Raw genomic sequence first — 16,150 nt, forward strand, 5'->3', positions numbered from 1 at the left:
TCGGCTCCTTCTGGGGCGTCAGGCGTGGTCGGCGATGAGCGCGCGGGCCGCGTCGAGGTCGTCGGGGGTCTTCAGGGCGAGCGTCTTGACGCCCGGCAGGGCGCGCTTGGCGATGCCCGTGAGGGTGCCGCCCGGGCACACCTCGATCAGCGCCGTGACACCGAGCTCCTGGAACGTCTCCATGCACAGGTCCCAGCGGACCGGGTTGGCCACCTGGCCGACCAGACGCCGCAGCACCTCGGCTCCGGAGGAGACCCGGGCGCCGTCCTTGTTGGAGACGTAGGCGACCCGCGGGTCCGCCGGGTCGAGGGCCTCGGCGGCCTCGGCCAGCTTGTCGACGGCGGGGGCCATGTGGTGCGTGTGGAACGCGCCCGCCACCTTGAGCGGCACCACACGGCGCACGCCCTCGGGCTTGTCCGCGACCAGCGCCTCGATCTGCTCGGCGGTGCCGGCGGCGACGATCTGGCCGGCGCCGTTCCGGTTGGCCGGGGTCAGCCCGAGCTTCTCCAGGTGCGGAACCGTCACGTCCGGGTCGCCGCCCAGCAGCGCGGCCATGCCCGTCTCCGTGACGGCGGCGGCCTCCGCCATCGCCAGGCCGCGGGTGCGCACCAGCGACAGGGCGGCGGAGTCCTCCAGCACGCCCGCGAGGGCGGCGGCGGTGATCTCGCCGACGCTGTGGCCGGCCACCGCGCCGGGCGTGACGTCGCCCAGCGCGGACGCGGACAGCAGACCGGCCGCGACCAGCAACGGCTGCGCCACCGCGGTGTCACGGATGGCGTCCGCGTCGGCCTCGGTCCCGAAGTGGGCGAGGTCGAGTCCGATCGCGTCCGACCACGCGGCGATGCGGTCGGCGGCGCCGGGGAGTTCGAGCCAAGGAGTCAGGAAGCCGGGCGTCTGGGCGCCCTGGCCGGGAGCGACGAGTACGAGCACTCTCACACTCTCTCTTGGAGACGGCGACGGCCGCCCGTGGGGACAGGGACGAAGAACCGGAGGGCTAATTGTAGGACCCGGACAAAGGGTCAGCCGGGCTGGTCGCCGTCCTGGAGACGGCCGAGGACCAGCGCCACCCGCAGGGCGAACGCGGACCGGACGTCGGAGGGTGACCACCCGGTGACGTCGGTCACACGTCGGAGCCGGTAGCGCACGGTGTTGGGGTGGACGAAGAGCATCCGCGCCGCGCCCTCCAGACTGCTCGCCTGCTCCAGGTAGACGCTGAGCGTCTCCAGCAGCGCGGAACCGGCCTCCTCCAGCGGTCTGTAGATCTCCTCCACCAGCTGCTCGCGCGCCATCGGATCACCCGCGATCGCGCGCTCCGGCAGCAGATCGTCCGCCAGCACCGGGCGCGGGGCGTCCGGCCAGGCCGAGCAGGCCTTGAGCCCGGCGGTGGCCGCCTGCGCGGAGCGGGTCGCGGCCAGCAGGTCCGGCACCACCGGACCGGCCACCACGGGGCCCGCCGCGAACGGCCCGATCAGGGACTTCGCCACGTGCAGCGGGTTGTCGCTGCCGCCGGCGATCACCACCAGGCGGTGCCCCAGCACGCCGGTCAGCACCTGCAGCTTGGTGTGGCGGGCGGCGCGGCGGATCGCCTCCACCGTCAGCTCGCTGTCGCCGTCCGGGGCCGTGCCCAGCACCACGCAGACGTGCTCGGGGGAGTTCCAGCCCAGCGCCGCGGCCCGGCTGACCGCGCCCTCGTCGGCCTCGCCGGAGAGCACCGCGTTGACCACCAGCGACTCCAGCCGGGCGTCCCAGGCGCCGCGGGCCTCGGCGGCCTGCGCGTACACCTGGGCGGTGGCGAAGGCGATCTCCCGGGCGTAGACCAGCAGCGCCTCGCGCAGCACCGACTCGTCGCCGGGGGCGGCGACCTCGTCGATCGCGGACTCCATCACCTCGATGGTGGTGCGCACCATCTCCACCGTCTGCCGCAGCGTGATCGCGCGGGTCAGTTCACGGGGGGCCGTGCCGAAGACGTCCGTGGAGATCGCCTGGGTGGGGGTCTCCGGGCGGCGGAACCACTCGGTGAACGCGGCGATGCCCGCCTGCGCGACCAGGCCGATCCACGACCGGTTCTCCGGGGGCATCGCCCGGTACCAGGGCAGCGTCTCGTCCATCCGCGCGATCGCCTGGGCGGCGAGGCTGCCGGAGGACCGCTCCAGCCGTTTCAGCGTGGCGGAGTGGGTGTGGGCGGCGGAGGGACGGTGTTCGGAAGGATCTGGTGCGGGCACGCCCACAAGGGTGCCCCATGCCGGAGGGGTCGCGTCGCGCCGGGTCGGACGCGGTCCGTGTGCGGACCGTCACACCCGGCCGCGGGCGGCGCCCGGGGAGCCGGTGGGGCGGCGCGGGTAGCGTGACCGCCGTGACCATCGACGTACGGCGCGCGGACGACCGGTACCCGGGCGGGGAGCCGGGGGCGGGGATCACCACCCGCCACGCCTTCTCCTTCGGCCCGCACTACGACCCGGACAACCTCGGCTTCGGGCCGCTGCTCGCCGTCAACGAGGAGCGCCTCGAACCCGGGGCGGGCTTCGACGAGCATCCGCACCGCCACGTGGAGATCGTGACCTGGGTGCTGGAGGGCGAGCTCACGCACCGGGACTCCGGGGGCCGGGAACGGCGGGTGCGGCCCGGGGACCTGCAGCACCTCGGCGCGGGGAGCGGGGTGCGGCACGTGGAGCGCAACGACGGCTCCGTGCCGTGCCGGTTCCTGCAGATGTGGCTGGCCCCGCGGGAGGACGTGCCCGGCGAGCCGGCGTACCGGCTGGTGCGGGAACTCCGCACGGGGGCGTACGAACTGCCCGAGGCGGGGGCGGTGTTGCACATCCACCGCCTCGCCGCGGGCGACAACGTGGCCCTCCCGTGGGCGGGTTCGGAGGCGGGTTCGCGGGCGGGTTCGGCGGGGGGTTCCCTCTACGTGCACCTCGCCTCGGGCGAACTCCGCGTCGGCGGCGAGCCGTTGACCGCGGGCGACGCCGCCCGGATCACCGGGGAGGGCGTCCTCACGGCGGAGGCCGCCGCCCCGGCGGAGTTCCTCGTCTGGGAGTTCGCCGCCCCGGACCCGGCGGCGGGGCCCGGCGCGGCCGGGTGACCGTCAGCCGCGGAGTTCGGCGAGGACCGCGTCCGTGAACGGGGGCCAGGCGTCGATCGCCCACTGCCCGAAGGGGCGGTCCGTCAGCGCGACGCAGGCGAGGCGGGCCTCGGGGTCGACCCACAGGAAGGTGCCGGACTGGCCGAAGTGGCCGAAGGTGGACGACGACGACCGGGAGCCCGTCCAGTGGGGGGACTTCCCGTCGCGGATCTCGAAGCCGAGCCCCCAGTCGTTGGGGTTCTGGTGGCCGTACCCCGGCAGGACGCCCTTGGCCGAGGGGAACTGCACGGTCATCGCCTCGAGGACCGTGCGCGGGTCCAGCAGCCGTGGGGCCTGGACCTCCGCGGCGAAGCGCAGCAGGTCCGTCACGGAGGAGACGCCGTCCTTCGCGGGGGAGCCCTCCAGCGTGGTGGCGGTCATGCCGAGGGGTTCCAGGACCGCCTGGCGGGCGTACTCGGCGAAGGACATGCCGGTGGCCTCCTCGACATGGCGGCCCAGCTCCTCGAAGCCCGCGTTGGAGTAGATCCGGCGCTCGCCGGGCGCCGCCATGGCCCTGGGCTCGTCGAAGGCGAGCCCCGAGGTGTGGGCGAGCAGGTGCCGGACGGTGGCCCCGTCGGGGCCCGCCGGCTCGTCCAGTTCGACCGCGCCCTCCTCGTGCGCCACCAGCACGGCGTACGCGGCCAGCGGCTTGGTGACCGAGGCGAGCGGGAAACGGTGGTCCACGGGGCCGTGGACGCCGGCCACCGTGCCGTCCGCCCGTACGACGCCCGCCGCGGCGGTGGGGACGGGCCAGGACTCGATCATCGACAGGCTGTTCATGGGGAAACCCTAGGCAGGCCGGAGCCTCAGCCGCATCGAGGGGTACGAGCTGGGGACGAAGCCGAGCGAGGTGTAGAGCGGCATGCCGTCGGCGGAGGCGGTGAGCCCGACGCGCTCGCAGCCCTGCTCCCGGAACCAGGCGATCAGCGCCTCGACGCAGGCCCGGGAGTATCCGCGGCGGCGCGCGTCCGGGTCGGTCGCCACGCTGAACAGGTAGCCGTCGAGCCCGCGCGGGTTGTCCGGCCCTCCGATCCGGTAGCCGACATGCCCGACGGCCAGCGAGGCCAGTGCCCCCGGGGCATCGGGGCGGTCGACCACGAAGGCGGCGAAGTCCCCGTCCTTGTCGGCCAGCCGCCGCCGCAGCGGCTCCAGCGCCTCGGCGTGCCACTCGGGAGTCTCTCCCGGGGCGTGGGTCGCCCGGCCGGGGTGCACGGCGTCGAGCATGACCTGGCGCAGACGGAGCACCTCACGGGCGTCCTCGGGGAGGGCGCGTCGGGCGAAGACCATGCGCGGCACGACAGCGCCGTGCCGGTCCGCCCGTGCGCCGGCCGGCCCGCCCGTGCGCCGCTCCCCTCCGGCCGCGCACGAGCGGACCATCACGCTCCGCATGTCCTGCGATGTCCTGCGGAGGGCCTGACCCGCTGTGACCTTGGGCTGCCCAGGAGGGTGCGCGCCCAACCCCGTCTCACCCGAACCGGTGAAACATCCGCACATATGTCCGGTTGTGTGGAGGCCCGGCGGTCGGCCCGTGCTCGGGCCGGTCAGAGTTCCGCGAGGAGGTCGGCCTTCTTGGCGGTGAACTCCTCGTCGGTGACCAGCCCGGCCCGGTGGAGCTCGCCGAGGTGCCGGATCCGCTCGGCGATGTCCGCCGGGTCGCGCCGGGTGACCCCGACCGCCACCGGCGTCATCCGCTCCACGGCGCCGGTGCCCGCCGTGCCGCCCGCGGCCCGCACCGCGGCCAGGACCGCCGCGGCGAACGGCAGCGACTCGTGGACCGGCCCGTAGCCGAGGCCGAACACCACCGCCGAGGGATCCTGGTCCACCGGCAGGTGCGCCTCGCGGTCGCGGGCGCCGTGCCGGACCAGCCGCAGGTGCCCCTCCAGCGCCTCCGGCGAGCGCCACTCGACCCCGGCCAGCTCGCCCACCGGCACGTGCTGGTCGCCGGTCCTCCACTTCGCGGACGAGGCGCCCGTCCACGACCAGCGGAAGGTCACCGTCGAGCCGTCGAAGGACACCTTGGCGTCGTAGGCCTTGAACTGCCGCGGCGCCTTGGGCGGGGCGACCAGGGAGGCCGAGACCGGACCCGGGGCGCGCGGAACGAGCGCGCGCAACTCGTCCGCGTAGTACTCGGCCAGGGTCTCCCGGTCGCCGGGCAGCACCAGCCGGTACGGGTCGCTGCCGTCCGGCAGCTGCCCGTCGGCCACGTCCATCAGCGGGTCGGCGCCGGCCCGGGGCACGGCGCGCAGCACGACGGTGCCGCGGCGGCCGCGGGTCAGCTCGACCCCGGCGAGGGCGGCCGTCGGCACCCGGCGTTCGCCGAGCGCCTGGAACAGTCTCGGTGTGCGTATCCCCCGTTCGTAGCGGATGAGCACGGAGTCGGACTCGAACTCCCAGGCGGCATGAAATCCGGCCAGTACGTCACCCATGCGGGTCATCGTATGCGTGCCTCCCCCTCGGCGTCCCGTGTCCGACAGGCCTCAAGTTCTTGCGGTGCGACCGGCCTCAGACCGGTGAGACTGCGGTGGCGGGGGTTCCGCACGCGTCTTTCTCGCGTGCGCACCGCACGGCGGCCGGAGACCCGGCGCCGATCAGAGCGAAATCTCTCAGACTTTCGCTGCCCTGCGCGAAGTATCCGGTGTGCCCCCGCGCCCCCTCCGCGGACACCACCCGCGCGCCGAACGCCGGGGAGACCGGGTCGGCGCCGTGACCGAGGCCCCCGACCTCCACATGGGGCAGTTCGCCGATCCAGTCCGCCTTGGCGCGGGCGGCCCGGATCCGGGCGTCCGTGCCGAGCCGGGTGGCGTGCCCGGCGCGCATCGTGGGGCTCCCGGTCGGCGCGCTCCAGGTCGCCGAAGACCTCGGCCACCCTGCCGCGCCCGTCCGGGTCGAAGGCCAGGATTCTGCGCTCCTCGTCCATCAGGGCCGCGAACCGGTGCAGCTTGCGCCGCGCCTCCCGACGGCCCTCCGCGGTGAGCCGCGGGTCGCGGGGCCGGGAGCGTTCGGCGCGCAGCGCCTCGGCCGGCGCCCGCCGGTTGGCGTAGTACCGCAGGCGCACCGGGGCGCCGTTCATGTGTCCGACGGCCAGGGGGCGGCGCGGGGTGTCGGTCCAGCCGGAGGTGGTCAGCAGGGCGAGGACCACCGACAGCGCGGGCAGCGCGTGGGCGAGGCCCCGCCGGACGCCGCGCCGGGGCCGGCCGCCGGTGGAGCGGAGTCGCGTGATCGTCATCGGGGGGCCAGGAGCAAGGCCCCCTCGGCGGAAAGCGGCAACTCGCATGCGTGCGGCGCGGATTGCGGGCAATCCGAACAGTGAACCCGAAGAGCGCCCCTACAAGGCAGAGGGTGCAAGGGAGTTGATATGGCCGGCTTCGGACAAAGTGCGCGCAGGAACCCCCGCTCACGTGGCGCGAACCCGTCACGGACCGGGCCGGACAGCGCGACGCTCGCGATCGTCGGAGTCGTGTGCGCGGTGGCCGGACTCTTCGTCGCCGGGATCATCCTCGGTCCGGTGGCGATGGTGTGCGGCTGGCTCGCCATGGGACGCACCTGGAAGGGCGCGAACGCCGGATGGCCGGCGCTGGTGGCCGTCGTCCTGGGTGCGATCGACACCGTTCTGGCGCTGATCTTCCTCGCCGGGGCGGGAACGGGCACCGGTCTCCTCTGACCGGCCCCGCGACAAGGGCGCCGGAGCGACTCCTCTCCGCTCCGGCGCCCTTCGCGCTGCCCGAACCCGACCGCCCCCCGCGGTGACGCGCACGCATGTCCTGGCTGGACCGCCCGCCGCGTGACGCGAGCGCGTGCCCGGGCTGGGCCGCCTGCCGCTGCGGGTCGACCGCCGCTCAAGCGTGACGCGCACGCTGCTTCCGGCTCGACTGCCCGCCGCGTCGGTGCGAGCCGTGTTGGCTGGTCCTCCGCTCCGTCGACGAGAGCGCTCGTCCTGGCTGGACCGCCCGCCGCGTCGACGCGCACGAGCCCCGGGCTGGACCGCCTGCCAGTGACGTGAACGCGCCCGCGGGGGTTACCGCTCGTCCGTGTCGGCCGGGGCGCGGCGGGAGGCCGAGAGGGCGGCGACCTCGGCGCGCAGGGCGCGGACCTCCTCCGTGAGGGCGCCGATCGCCTCGGTCCGGCGCCGCTCCTCCGCGTCGTCCTTGTCGAACTGGGCGATGAACCAGGCCGCGATGTTGGCCGTCACCACACCGAGCAGGGCGATGCCGGACAGCATCAGCCCCACCGCGAGCAGCCGGCCCAGCCCCGTGGTGGGCGCGAGGTCGCCGTAGCCGACGGTCGTCATGGTGGTGAACGCCCACCACACCGCGTCGCCCAGCGTCTTGATGTTGCCGTCCGGGGCGTGCCGTTCCACCGACAGGACCGCCAGCGAGCCGAACACCAGCAGCCCCACCACGGACCCCGCGACGTACGTGGTCAGCCGGACCTGGGAGCTCAGCCGGGCCCGCTGCCCGACCAGGATCAGCGTGGAGACCAGCCGCAGCAGCCGCAGCGGGCTCAGCAGCGGCAGCAGGACCGCCAGCAGGTCCAGCAGGTGGGTGCGGAAGAACGTCCACCGGTCCTCCGACAGCCACAGCCGCGCCGTGTAGTCCACTGCGAACGCGCCCCAGACCAGCCACTCCGCCCACCGGCAGGCGGTCACCACCGTCCGGCTCGCGTCCGGATCCACGATCGGCACCGCGTAGGCGACCGCGAACACCACCGCCAGCACCAGCAGCGGCCGCTGGGTGCGCCGCTCCCATGCCTCCAGCAGGGCGGGCCGCGCCGTCGTCTCGTCCATGACCATCCCGGAATCGTAGGAAGGCCCCCGCCGTCCCGGGGACGGCGGGGGCCCGACGGCGGGCGCGGGCGGCGTCAGGCGTCGCCGCCCATCGTGCCGGGGTCGGCCGCGGCCACGTCCAGGATCCGGTAGCGGTCGATGGCCTGCTTGAGCACCCCGCGGTCCACCTGCCCGGCCTTGGCCAGCTCGGACAGCACCGCGACGACCACCGACTGCGCGTCGATGTGGAAGAACCGCCGCGCCGCGCCGCGGGTGTCGGCGAAGCCGAAGCCGTCGGCGCCCAGCGAGGTGTACGGGCCCGGCACCCAGCGCGCGATCTGGTCCGGCACCGACCGCATCCAGTCGGAGACGGCCACGAACGGCCCCTCGGCGCCCGACAGCTTCCGGGTCACCCACGGCACCCGCGGTTCCTCCTCCGGGTGCAGCAGGTTGTGCTCCTCGACCTCGACCGCCTCGCGCCGCAGCTCGTTCCAGGAGGTCGCCGACCAGACGTCCGCCCGCACGTCCCAGTCCTCGGCGAGGATCCGCTGCGCCTCCAGGGCCCACGGCAGGCCCACGCCCGAGGCCATGATCTGCGCCGGGATCGACCCCTCGGTGCCGGGCGCGTACCGGTGGATGCCCTTGACGATGCCCTCGACGTCCACGTCCTCCGGCTCGGCCGGCTGGACGATCGGCTCGTTGTAGACGGTCAGGTAGTAGAAGACGTCCTCGCCGTGCGGGTGCTCCGGCGAGGAGCCGTACATCCGGCGCAGACCGTCCCGCACGATGTGCGCGATCTCGAACCCGAACGCCGGGTCGTAGGCCACGCACGCCGGGTTGGTGGAAGCCAGCAGCTGGGAGTGGCCGTCCGCGTGCTGCAGGCCCTCGCCGGTCAGCGTGGTGCGGCCGGCGGTCGCGCCCAGGACGAAACCGCGGGCCATCTGGTCGGCCATCTGCCAGAACTGGTCACCGGTGCGCTGGAAACCGAACATCGAGTAGAAGACGTACACCGGGATCAGCGGCTCGCCGTGCGTGGCGTGCGACGAGCCCGCGGCGATCAGCGAGGCGGTACAGCCGGCCTCGGAGATGCCGTCGTGCAGCATCTGCCCGGTCGGCGACTCCTTGTAGGCGAGCAGCAGCTCCCGGTCGACGGACTCGTACTGCTGGCCCATCGGGTTGTAGATCTTGGCGCTCGGGAAGAACGAGTCCATGCCGAAGGTGCGGTACTCGTCCGGCGCGATCAGCACGAACCGCCGGCCGATCTCCTTGTCCCGCATCAGGTCCTTGAGCAGCCGCACGAACGCCATCGTGGTGGCCACCGTCTGCTTGCCGGACCCCTTGCGCACCGCCGCGTACGCGGAGTCGCCCGGCAGCGTCAGCGGCTTCGCCCGCAGCACCCGGGTCGGCACGTAGCCGTCCAGCGCGCGGCGCCGGTCGTGCATGTACTGGATCTCCTCCGAGTCCCGGCCCGGGTGGTAGTACGGGGCCTCGTAGGGGTACTCCAGCTCCTTGTCGGAGATCGGCAGGTGCAGCCGGTCCCGGAAGCGCTTGAGGTCGTCGACCGTCAGCTTCTTCATCTGGTGCGTGGCGTTGCGGCCCTCGAAGTTGGGGCCCAGCGTCCAGCCCTTGATCGTCTTGGCCAGGATGACCGTCGGCTGGCCCTTGTGCTCCAGCGCGGCCGTGTACGCCGCGAAGATCTTCCGGTGGTCGTGACCGCCACGGCCGAGGTGGAGGATCTGGTCGTCGGTCATGCTCTCGACCATCGCGCGCAGCCGGTGGTCGTCGCCGAAGAAGTGATCGCGGATGTAGGCGCCGGACTCGGTGGCGTACGTCTGGAACTGGCCGTCCGGCGTCCGGTTCATCCGGTCGACGAGGACGCCGTCCCGGTCCCGGGCCAGCAGCGGGTCCCAGGAACGGTCCCAGATCAGCTTGATCACGTTCCAGCCGGCACCCCGGAAGACCGACTCCAGCTCCTGGATGATCTTGCCGTTGCCGCGCACCGGCCCGTCCAGGCGCTGCAGGTTGCAGTTGACCACGAACGTCAGGTTGTCGAGGCCCTCACGGGCGGCCAGGCTGAGCTGGCCCAGCGACTCCGGCTCGTCCATCTCGCCGTCGCCGAGGAACGCCCACACGTGCGAGCGCGAGGTGTCGGCGATGCCGCGGGCCTGCAGGTACCGGTTCATCCGCGCCTGGTAGATCGCGCCCAGCGGACCCAGGCCCATGGAGACCGTCGGGAACTCCCAGAAGTCCGGCATGGAGCGCGGGTGCGGGTACGACGACAGGCAGTCCGGGTACTTCGACTTCTCCTGGCGGAAGCCGTTGAGCCGCGCCTCGGAGAGCCGGTCCAGCAGGAAGGCGCGGGCGTAGATGCCGGGGGAGGCGTGCCCCTGGAAGAAGATCTGGTCCCCGCCGTCGCCGGCGTCCTTGCCGCGGAAGAAGTGGTTGAAGCCGACGTCGTACAGCGAGGCGGAGGAGGCGAAGGTGGCGATGTGGCCGCCCACGCCGACACCCGGGCGCTGGGCCCGGGAGACCATCACCGCGGCGTTCCACCGGGTGGCGTTGAGGATCTTGCGCTCGATGTCCTCGTTGCCGGGGAAGAACGGCTCGTCCTTGGTGGCGATGGTGTTGACGTAGTCCGTGCTGCGCATCTCGGGCACGGCCACGCGCTTCTCGCGGGCCCGCTCGATCAGTCGCAGCATCAGGTAGCGCGCCCGGTCGCGGCCGCGTTCGTCGATCGCGGCGTCGAGGGAGTCCAGCCACTCCCCGGTCTCCTCGGGGTCGAAGTCGGGGACCTGGCTGGGCAGGCCGCCGATGATGATCGGGGCGCGATCTGATCCGGGTCCGGAAGCCACGGCGTTCCTTCGCTCTCGCAGGGGTCCAGTCGTCGCGATGTGGACGGGTTTCCCCCATGGTGTACCCGCTGATCGCGAACCTCACCTCGCGCGCCTCCGGGCGGGCGGCGGACGATCACCGGCCCCCGTGGCGCGCGCGTCGCGGAAACCGAATACGCTCACACCAGACAGGTTTCGCAAAACAATTCGTACGTCGCACGCATGGTGTCCGCCGAAAGCGGCAAAGGGGACAGAATAGTGTGGCCTGCGTCACCTGGCGCCGGGATCGGTGCCCGGAACTTGCGACGGCGCCGCCGGGAACGTCACCGTTTCGGCGGTCTCGACGGCCGGGTACTTGCGCGATCCGTCCCGCCCGTGTGGACTACGGCCAATGCTGCGCGCACGCGTGTGGCTCGAACCCTTCCCCCGGCAGCGTCAGGCGAGCCGGAGGAGACACAATCGCAACATGATCAGGAGGCAACCCGTGAGCGCGACCGCGGACCACGCGGAGGAGCGGACGAACCCTGCCGCCAGGCTGGGGTTCCAGCCCGAGCAGGTGGTCCAGGAGATCGGCTACGACGACGACGTCGATCAGGAGCTCCGCGAGGCCATCGAGGAAGTCATCGGCGGCGAGCTGGTCGACGAGGAATACGACGACGTGGCCGATGCCGTGGTGCTGTGGTTCCGCGACGACGACGGCGACCTGACGGATGTGCTGGTGGACGCCACCACGTACATCGAGGAAGGCGGCTCGATCCTGCTCCTCACGCCCAAGACGGGCCGTGACGGATACGTCGAGCCGAGCGACATCGCCGAAGCCGCGACGACCGCGGGGCTCTCCGCGACCAAGAGCGTCAGCGTGGGCAAGGACTGGAGCGGAAGCCGCCTGCTGACGCCGAAGGGCGCCAAGACCAAGCGGTGACGCCGCTCCCACAGGAGCACGACCCCGACCGCGGGGGGACGGAGCGGGCCGCACGGCCGTCGTCCCCTCGCGGTGTTTTGCGCCTTCTCCACGGTTCCCCCCGGGGTTTTCCCAGGCCGCGTAGGGTGTCACCGACTGTCACAGTGTCACCCGCCCGAACGGCGTGGCCGGCGAAGGGAATGCGAGACGATGGCGATCGAGGTCGGCAACCGGGCCCCGGACTTCGAGCTGAAGGACAACCACGGCAGGCCGGTGCGGCTCTCCGACTACCAGGGAGAGAAGAACGTGGTGCTGCTCTTCTACCCGTTCGCCTTCACCGGTGTCTGCACCGGCGAGCTCTGCGACATCCGCGACAACCTGCCGGCCTTCGTCAACGACGACACCCAGGTGCTCGCCGTCTCCGCCGACTCCATCCACACCCTGCGGGTCTACGCCGAGCAGGAGGGCTTCGAGTACCCCCTCCTGTCCGACTTCTGGCCGCACGGGAACGTGTCGCGCGCCTACGGCGTCTTCGACGAGGAGAAGGGCTGCGCGGTGCGCGGCACCTTCATCATCGACAAGGAGGGCGTGGTGCGCTGGACGGTCGTCAACGCCCTGCCCGACGCGCGCGACCTGAACGACTACGTCAAGGCACTCGAGACCATGTGACGGGTTCTCCGCCCGCCGGGCGGGAACCGGTCACTACGATCGGTCCTTGATTGCCTACCGGCGCATCACTCGACGAACTCGGGGCTCCCCGCCCCCGGACAGCAAAAGGGAGGACTCGTGGGAGTCAGCCTCAGCAAGGGCGGCAACGTTTCGCTGAGCAAGGAGGCGCCCGGCCTGACGGCCGTCATCGTCGGCCTCGGCTGGGACGTCCGCACGACCACCGGCGCCGACTTCGACCTGGACGCGAGCGCGCTGCTGCTCAACGCGGCCGGCAAGGTCGCCAGCGACGCGCACTTCGTGTTCTTCAACAACCTCACCAGCCCCGACGGCTCCGTGGAGCACACCGGTGACAACCTCACCGGTGAGGGCGAGGGCGACGACGAGCAGATCAAGGTCAACCTGGCGGCGGTCCCGGCCGACGTCGACCGGATCGTCTTCCCGGTCTCGATCTACGAGGCCGAGGCCCGCCAGCAGTCCTTCGGCCAGGTGCGCAACGCGTTCATCCGCGTCGTGAACCAGGCCGGCGGCGCCGAGATCGCCCGCTACGACCTCTCCGAGGACGCCTCCACGGAGACCGCCATGGTCTTCGGCGAGCTCTACCGCCACGGCGCGGAGTGGAAGTTCCGCGCGGTCGGCCAGGGCTACGCCTCCGGCCTGCGCGGCATCGCGCAGGACTTCGGCGTCAACGTCTGACGTCACCCGGCCAGGGCTCACGCCCCGGGCCCCGGACCGGCCCCCGCGCCCGCGGAGCGCCGGCCCGGGACCCGGGGCGCGGTCGACACCACGGGCCGTCCGCACGGCCCGACATCCGCACGGCCGCACATCCGCACACGAAGGGGAGGATCCGTTCATGGGCGTCACGCTCGCCAAGGGAGGCAACGTCTCCCTCTCCAAGGCCGCCCCCAACCTCACCAAGGTGACGGTCGGGCTCGGCTGGGACGCGCGCTCCACCACCGGCGCGCCCTTCGACCTCGACGCCAGCGCGCTGATCTGCGGGACGGGCGGCCGCATCCTCGGGGACGAGTGGTTCGTGTTCTACAACCAGCTCACCAGCCCCGACGGTTCGGTGACCCACACCGGCGACAACCTGACCGGCGAGGGGGACGGTGACGACGAGTCGATCGTCGTGGACCTCTCCCAGGTGCCGGCGCGGTGCGAGCGGATCGTCTTCCCGGTGTCCATCCACGACGCCGACCTGCGCGGCCAGAGCTTCGGCCAGGTGTCCAACGCGTTCATCCGCGTGGTGGACGAGGCCGACGGCCGGGAACTGGCCCGCTACGACCTCTCCGAGGACGCCTCCACGGAGACTGCGATGATCTTCGGCGAGCTGTACCGCTACCGGGGCGAGTGGAAGTTCCGCGCGGTCGGCCAGGGGTACGCGTCCGGTCTGCGCGGCATCGCGCTCGATCACGGCGTCAACATCACCTGAGCCCCGGACGCCACAGGGGCGCGACACGACCCTAGACTGCAGGGTCAACGCAGAGTAAAGCCGGGTGCGGGGCGGTCCCCCGCCACATGATGGGGTAGCCAGTGGTTCTGAAAACCTTCGGCTGGTCGTTCGCGGTCACCGCGATCGGTCTGGTCGTCGCATTCTTCTACGGGGGCTGGACGGGGTTCGGCGTCGTCGCCATCCTGTCGATCCTCGAGATCTCGCTGTCCTTCGACAACGCGGTGGTCAACGCCGGAATCCTCAAGAAGATGAGCCCCTTCTGGCAGCGCATCTTCCTGACCATCGGCATCCTGATCGCCGTCTTCGGCATGCGGCTGGTCTTCCCCGTCGTCATCGTCGCCATCAGCGCCCAGCTCGGACCCATCGAGGCCGTCGACCTGGCGCTGAACAACAAGGACCTCTACGAGCAGTACGTGACGGACGCCCACCCGGCGATCGCCGCGTTCGGCGGTATGTTCCTGCTGATGATCTTCCTCGACTTCATCTTCGAGGACCGGGACATCAAGTGGCTGACCTGGCTGGAGCGCCCGCTCGCCAAGCTGGGCAAGGTCGACATGCTGTCGGTCTGCATCGCGCTGATCCTGCTGCTGATCACGGCGATGACCTTCGCGACCCACGCCCACACCCACACCGGCCACGCCGACAAGTCCGGCACGGTGATGCTGGCCGGCATCGCCGGTCTGATCACCTACCTGGTGGTCGGCGGCCTCTCCGGCTTCTTCGAGGACAAGCTGGAGGAAGAGGAGGAGCGCGAGCACGAGGCGGAGGAGAAGGCCGTCGCCGAGGGCAAGCCGCGGTCCGCGGTGATGCTGGTCGGCAAGGCCGCCTTTTTCATGTTCCTCTACCTCGAGGTCCTGGACGCGTCGTTCTCCTTCGACGGGGTCATCGGCGCCTTCGCCATCACCAACGACATCATCATGATGGCGCTGGGCCTCGGCATCGGCGCGATGTACGTCCGTTCGCTCACCGTGTACCTGGTCCGCCAGGGCACCCTGGACGACTACGTCTACCTGGAGCACGGCGCCCACTACGCGATCGGCGCCCTGGCCGTCATCCTGCTGATCACCATCCAGTACGAGATCCACGAGATCATCACCGGTCTCATCGGCGTCTGCCTGATCGGCGCCTCCTTCTGGTCCTCGGTCCGGCGCAACCGCGCGCTGGCGGCCGCGGAGGGCGGCTCCGGCGACAAGGCGGGGGCAGGGGCATCTCCGGGCGTGTGACCTTCGTCAGATCCCCTTCGCCGGGTGTACCGCACCCTTCGGCACGGGAACGCTCTCTGCGGGGCGGTCGTCGAGGACGAGCAGTCGTCCTCGGGCCGCCCCGCGGCGCGTCGGTCGCGGGGTGAGTCACGAGGTGCGAGGGGTGGACGGGATGGCTTCCACGGAACAGGGATCCCAGGAGCGGGGTGCGCGGCAGGGCTTCGCGCCGTTCTCGGGGTTCTCCGGATTCTTCGACGGGCTGCGGCCCTGGCACGCCGCCGGGTTCGACACCGGGGGCGCGCGGGGCGGGCCGGTCCGGCTGACCGGCCGGCGGCGCCGGGTCTCGCTGACCAAGCAGGGCGCCGACACCGGCAACCTGCGGGTCCAGCTCGCCTGGCGGATGCGGAGCTCCGACCTCGGCGGCGGGCGGGAGAGCCTGCTGCGGCACCCGCTGCGGGCGCTGAAGCCGCCGGAGATCATCGGGCACACCCAGTCCATGGTCCGCGTCGACCTGGACCTCGGCTGCCTGTACGAGCTCACCGACGGCTCCAAGGGCGTCGTGCAGCCGCTGGGGCGGCTCTACGGGGCGATCAACGAGCCGCCGTACGTGAAGCTGGACGGCGACGACCGGGCGGGGTCCGGGTCCGGCGAGACCATGCACATCAACCTCGACCACCGGGACGCCGTCCGGCGGCTCCTGGTCTTCGCCTACATCTACGACGACACCCCTGCCTTCGACCGCACCGAGGCCACGGTGACGCTCTTCGCCGGGGCGGACCCGGTGATCGAGATCGACCTCGACGAGCGGCAGCCGCAGGCGCGGTCCTGCGCGGTCCTCATGATCGAGAACGTCAAGGGGGAGATCTTCGTCCGGCGGGAGGCGCGGTACGTGTACGGGTTCCAGGCGGAACTCGACCGCCTCTACGGCTGGGGCCTCAACTGGGGTCGCGGCCACAAATCCACCCCCCGCTGACCTGCCCCGGAGCGGAGGGCTCCCGGGAGGCCGGGGCGTCGGCGGGGATCAGGTCGGCGGGGTCGGCGGGGTCGGCGGGATCCCCGGGGTCTCCGGGGTCGGCGGGCTCGGCGGGGTCTCCGGGCTCTGCGGGGTCGGCGGGATCTGCGGGGTCTCCGGGCTCTGCGGGGTCGGCGGGATCTGCGGGGTCTCCGGGCTCTGCGGGGTCGGCGGGATCTGCGGGGTCTCCGGGCTCTGCGGG

Annotated in this window: 16 protein-coding genes and 1 pseudogene; 8 read left to right on the plus strand and 9 right to left on the minus strand. The window is 72.3% G+C overall.

Annotation, left to right across the window (positions count from 1 at the left end):
• Positions 1-18: 18 nt before the first annotated feature.
• Positions 19-930, minus strand: a complete 912-nt coding sequence (locus tag ACWD3O_RS31660) for an ACP S-malonyltransferase (protein WP_451418247.1) — start codon at positions 928-930, stop codon at positions 19-21.
• An 89-nt stretch (positions 931-1,019) separates the two neighbouring features.
• Entirely contained in the window at positions 1,020-2,222 is a 1,203-nt protein-coding gene (locus tag ACWD3O_RS31665) for a PucR family transcriptional regulator (protein WP_451409919.1), read from the minus strand.
• A 137-nt stretch (positions 2,223-2,359) separates the two neighbouring features.
• Here ACWD3O_RS31665 and ACWD3O_RS31670 point away from each other — a divergent pair, with 137 nt between their 5' ends.
• The gene (locus ACWD3O_RS31670) at positions 2,360-3,082 is read left to right on the plus strand and encodes a pirin family protein (RefSeq protein ID WP_451418255.1); all 723 of its coding nucleotides are present in this window, start codon (positions 2,360-2,362) and stop codon (positions 3,080-3,082) included.
• 3 nt (positions 3,083-3,085) lie between these two features.
• Here ACWD3O_RS31670 and ACWD3O_RS31675 read toward each other — a convergent pair whose 3' ends face one another.
• The 4 genes and pseudogenes from ACWD3O_RS31675 to ACWD3O_RS31690 all read right to left on the minus strand — a co-directional run bounded on the left by ACWD3O_RS31675 (position 3,086) and on the right by ACWD3O_RS31690 (position 6,347).
• Positions 3,086-3,901, minus strand: coding sequence for a serine hydrolase domain-containing protein (locus tag ACWD3O_RS31675; protein WP_451409920.1), 816 nt, complete (start codon positions 3,899-3,901; stop codon positions 3,086-3,088).
• Positions 3,902-3,910: 9 nt separating this feature from the next.
• Entirely contained in the window at positions 3,911-4,408 is a 498-nt protein-coding gene (locus ACWD3O_RS31680; protein ID WP_451418248.1) for a GNAT family N-acetyltransferase, read from the minus strand.
• 254 nt (positions 4,409-4,662) lie between these two features.
• Positions 4,663-5,556: a DUF4429 domain-containing protein gene (locus tag ACWD3O_RS31685; RefSeq protein ID WP_451418249.1), complete on the minus strand. Its 894-nt coding sequence runs from the start codon at positions 5,554-5,556 to the stop codon at positions 4,663-4,665.
• Positions 5,557-5,623: 67 nt separating this feature from the next.
• Positions 5,624-6,347, minus strand: a pseudogene (locus tag ACWD3O_RS31690) (hypothetical protein).
• Positions 6,348-6,476: 129 nt separating this feature from the next.
• On the opposite strand from ACWD3O_RS31690, the gene ACWD3O_RS31695 reads away from it, so the two are divergent.
• Positions 6,477-6,782: a small hydrophobic protein gene (locus tag ACWD3O_RS31695; RefSeq protein ID WP_451409923.1), complete on the plus strand. Its 306-nt coding sequence runs from the start codon at positions 6,477-6,479 to the stop codon at positions 6,780-6,782.
• A 354-nt stretch (positions 6,783-7,136) separates the two neighbouring features.
• Here the strand turns inward: ACWD3O_RS31695 and ACWD3O_RS31700 are convergent, their stop codons facing one another.
• Both ACWD3O_RS31700 and aceE read right to left on the minus strand, forming a co-directional pair.
• Entirely contained in the window at positions 7,137-7,910 is a 774-nt protein-coding gene (locus ACWD3O_RS31700) for a potassium channel family protein (RefSeq protein ID WP_451418250.1), read from the minus strand.
• A 68-nt stretch (positions 7,911-7,978) separates the two neighbouring features.
• Entirely contained in the window at positions 7,979-10,735 is a 2,757-nt protein-coding gene (aceE, locus tag ACWD3O_RS31705) for a pyruvate dehydrogenase (acetyl-transferring), homodimeric type (protein ID WP_451418251.1), read from the minus strand.
• Positions 10,736-11,198: 463 nt separating this feature from the next.
• Here aceE and ACWD3O_RS31710 point away from each other — a divergent pair, with 463 nt between their 5' ends.
• The 6 genes from ACWD3O_RS31710 to ACWD3O_RS31735 all read left to right on the plus strand — a co-directional run bounded on the left by ACWD3O_RS31710 (position 11,199) and on the right by ACWD3O_RS31735 (position 15,909).
• Positions 11,199-11,636: a DUF3052 domain-containing protein gene (locus ACWD3O_RS31710; RefSeq protein ID WP_356131268.1), complete on the plus strand. Its 438-nt coding sequence runs from the start codon at positions 11,199-11,201 to the stop codon at positions 11,634-11,636.
• Between the two features lie 189 nt (positions 11,637-11,825).
• Positions 11,826-12,284, plus strand: coding sequence for a peroxiredoxin (locus tag ACWD3O_RS31715; protein WP_451409926.1), 459 nt, complete (start codon positions 11,826-11,828; stop codon positions 12,282-12,284).
• Positions 12,285-12,401: 117 nt separating this feature from the next.
• A complete protein-coding gene (locus ACWD3O_RS31720; protein WP_356131264.1) occupies positions 12,402-12,977 on the plus strand; it encodes a TerD family protein in 576 nt (191 codons plus the stop codon).
• A gap of 157 nt (positions 12,978-13,134) precedes the next feature.
• On the plus strand, positions 13,135-13,713 hold the full coding sequence (locus ACWD3O_RS31725) for a TerD family protein (RefSeq protein ID WP_451409927.1): 579 nt from the start codon (positions 13,135-13,137) through the stop codon (positions 13,711-13,713).
• Positions 13,714-13,814: 101 nt separating this feature from the next.
• Positions 13,815-14,957, plus strand: coding sequence for a DUF475 domain-containing protein (locus ACWD3O_RS31730; RefSeq protein WP_451418252.1), 1,143 nt, complete (start codon positions 13,815-13,817; stop codon positions 14,955-14,957).
• Positions 14,958-15,108: 151 nt separating this feature from the next.
• Positions 15,109-15,909 carry a Tellurium resistance gene (locus ACWD3O_RS31735; RefSeq protein ID WP_451409929.1) on the plus strand — a complete coding sequence of 267 codons (801 nt, stop codon included), beginning with the start codon at positions 15,109-15,111 and terminating at the stop codon, positions 15,907-15,909.
• Positions 15,910-15,957: 48 nt separating this feature from the next.
• Here the strand turns inward: ACWD3O_RS31735 and ACWD3O_RS31740 are convergent.
• A partial coding sequence (locus tag ACWD3O_RS31740) for a hypothetical protein (RefSeq protein ID WP_451418253.1) occupies positions 15,958-16,150 on the minus strand: 193 nt, incomplete at its 5' end.

The organism is Streptomyces sp. NPDC002640 (assembly GCF_053592575.1).

Excerpts from the sequence above, each read along its gene's own strand:
- ACWD3O_RS31675 (WP_451409920.1), bottom strand. The coding sequence starts at position 3,901 with ATGAACAGCCTGTCGATGATCGAGTCCTGGCCCGTCCCCACCGCCGCG.
- ACWD3O_RS31680 (WP_451418248.1), bottom strand. The coding sequence starts at position 4,408 with ATGGTCTTCGCCCGACGCGCCCTCCCCGAGGACGCCCGTGAGGTGCTC.
- ACWD3O_RS31685 (WP_451418249.1), bottom strand. The coding sequence starts at position 5,556 with ATGACCCGCATGGGTGACGTACTGGCCGGATTTCATGCCGCCTGGGAG.
- ACWD3O_RS31695 (WP_451409923.1), top strand. The coding sequence starts at position 6,477 with ATGGCCGGCTTCGGACAAAGTGCGCGCAGGAACCCCCGCTCACGTGGC.
- ACWD3O_RS31700 (WP_451418250.1), bottom strand. The coding sequence starts at position 7,910 with ATGGTCATGGACGAGACGACGGCGCGGCCCGCCCTGCTGGAGGCATGG.
- ACWD3O_RS31715 (WP_451409926.1), top strand. The coding sequence starts at position 11,826 with ATGGCGATCGAGGTCGGCAACCGGGCCCCGGACTTCGAGCTGAAGGAC.
- ACWD3O_RS31725 (WP_451409927.1), top strand. The coding sequence starts at position 13,135 with ATGGGCGTCACGCTCGCCAAGGGAGGCAACGTCTCCCTCTCCAAGGCC.
- ACWD3O_RS31735 (WP_451409929.1), top strand. The coding sequence starts at position 15,109 with ATGGCTTCCACGGAACAGGGATCCCAGGAGCGGGGTGCGCGGCAGGGC.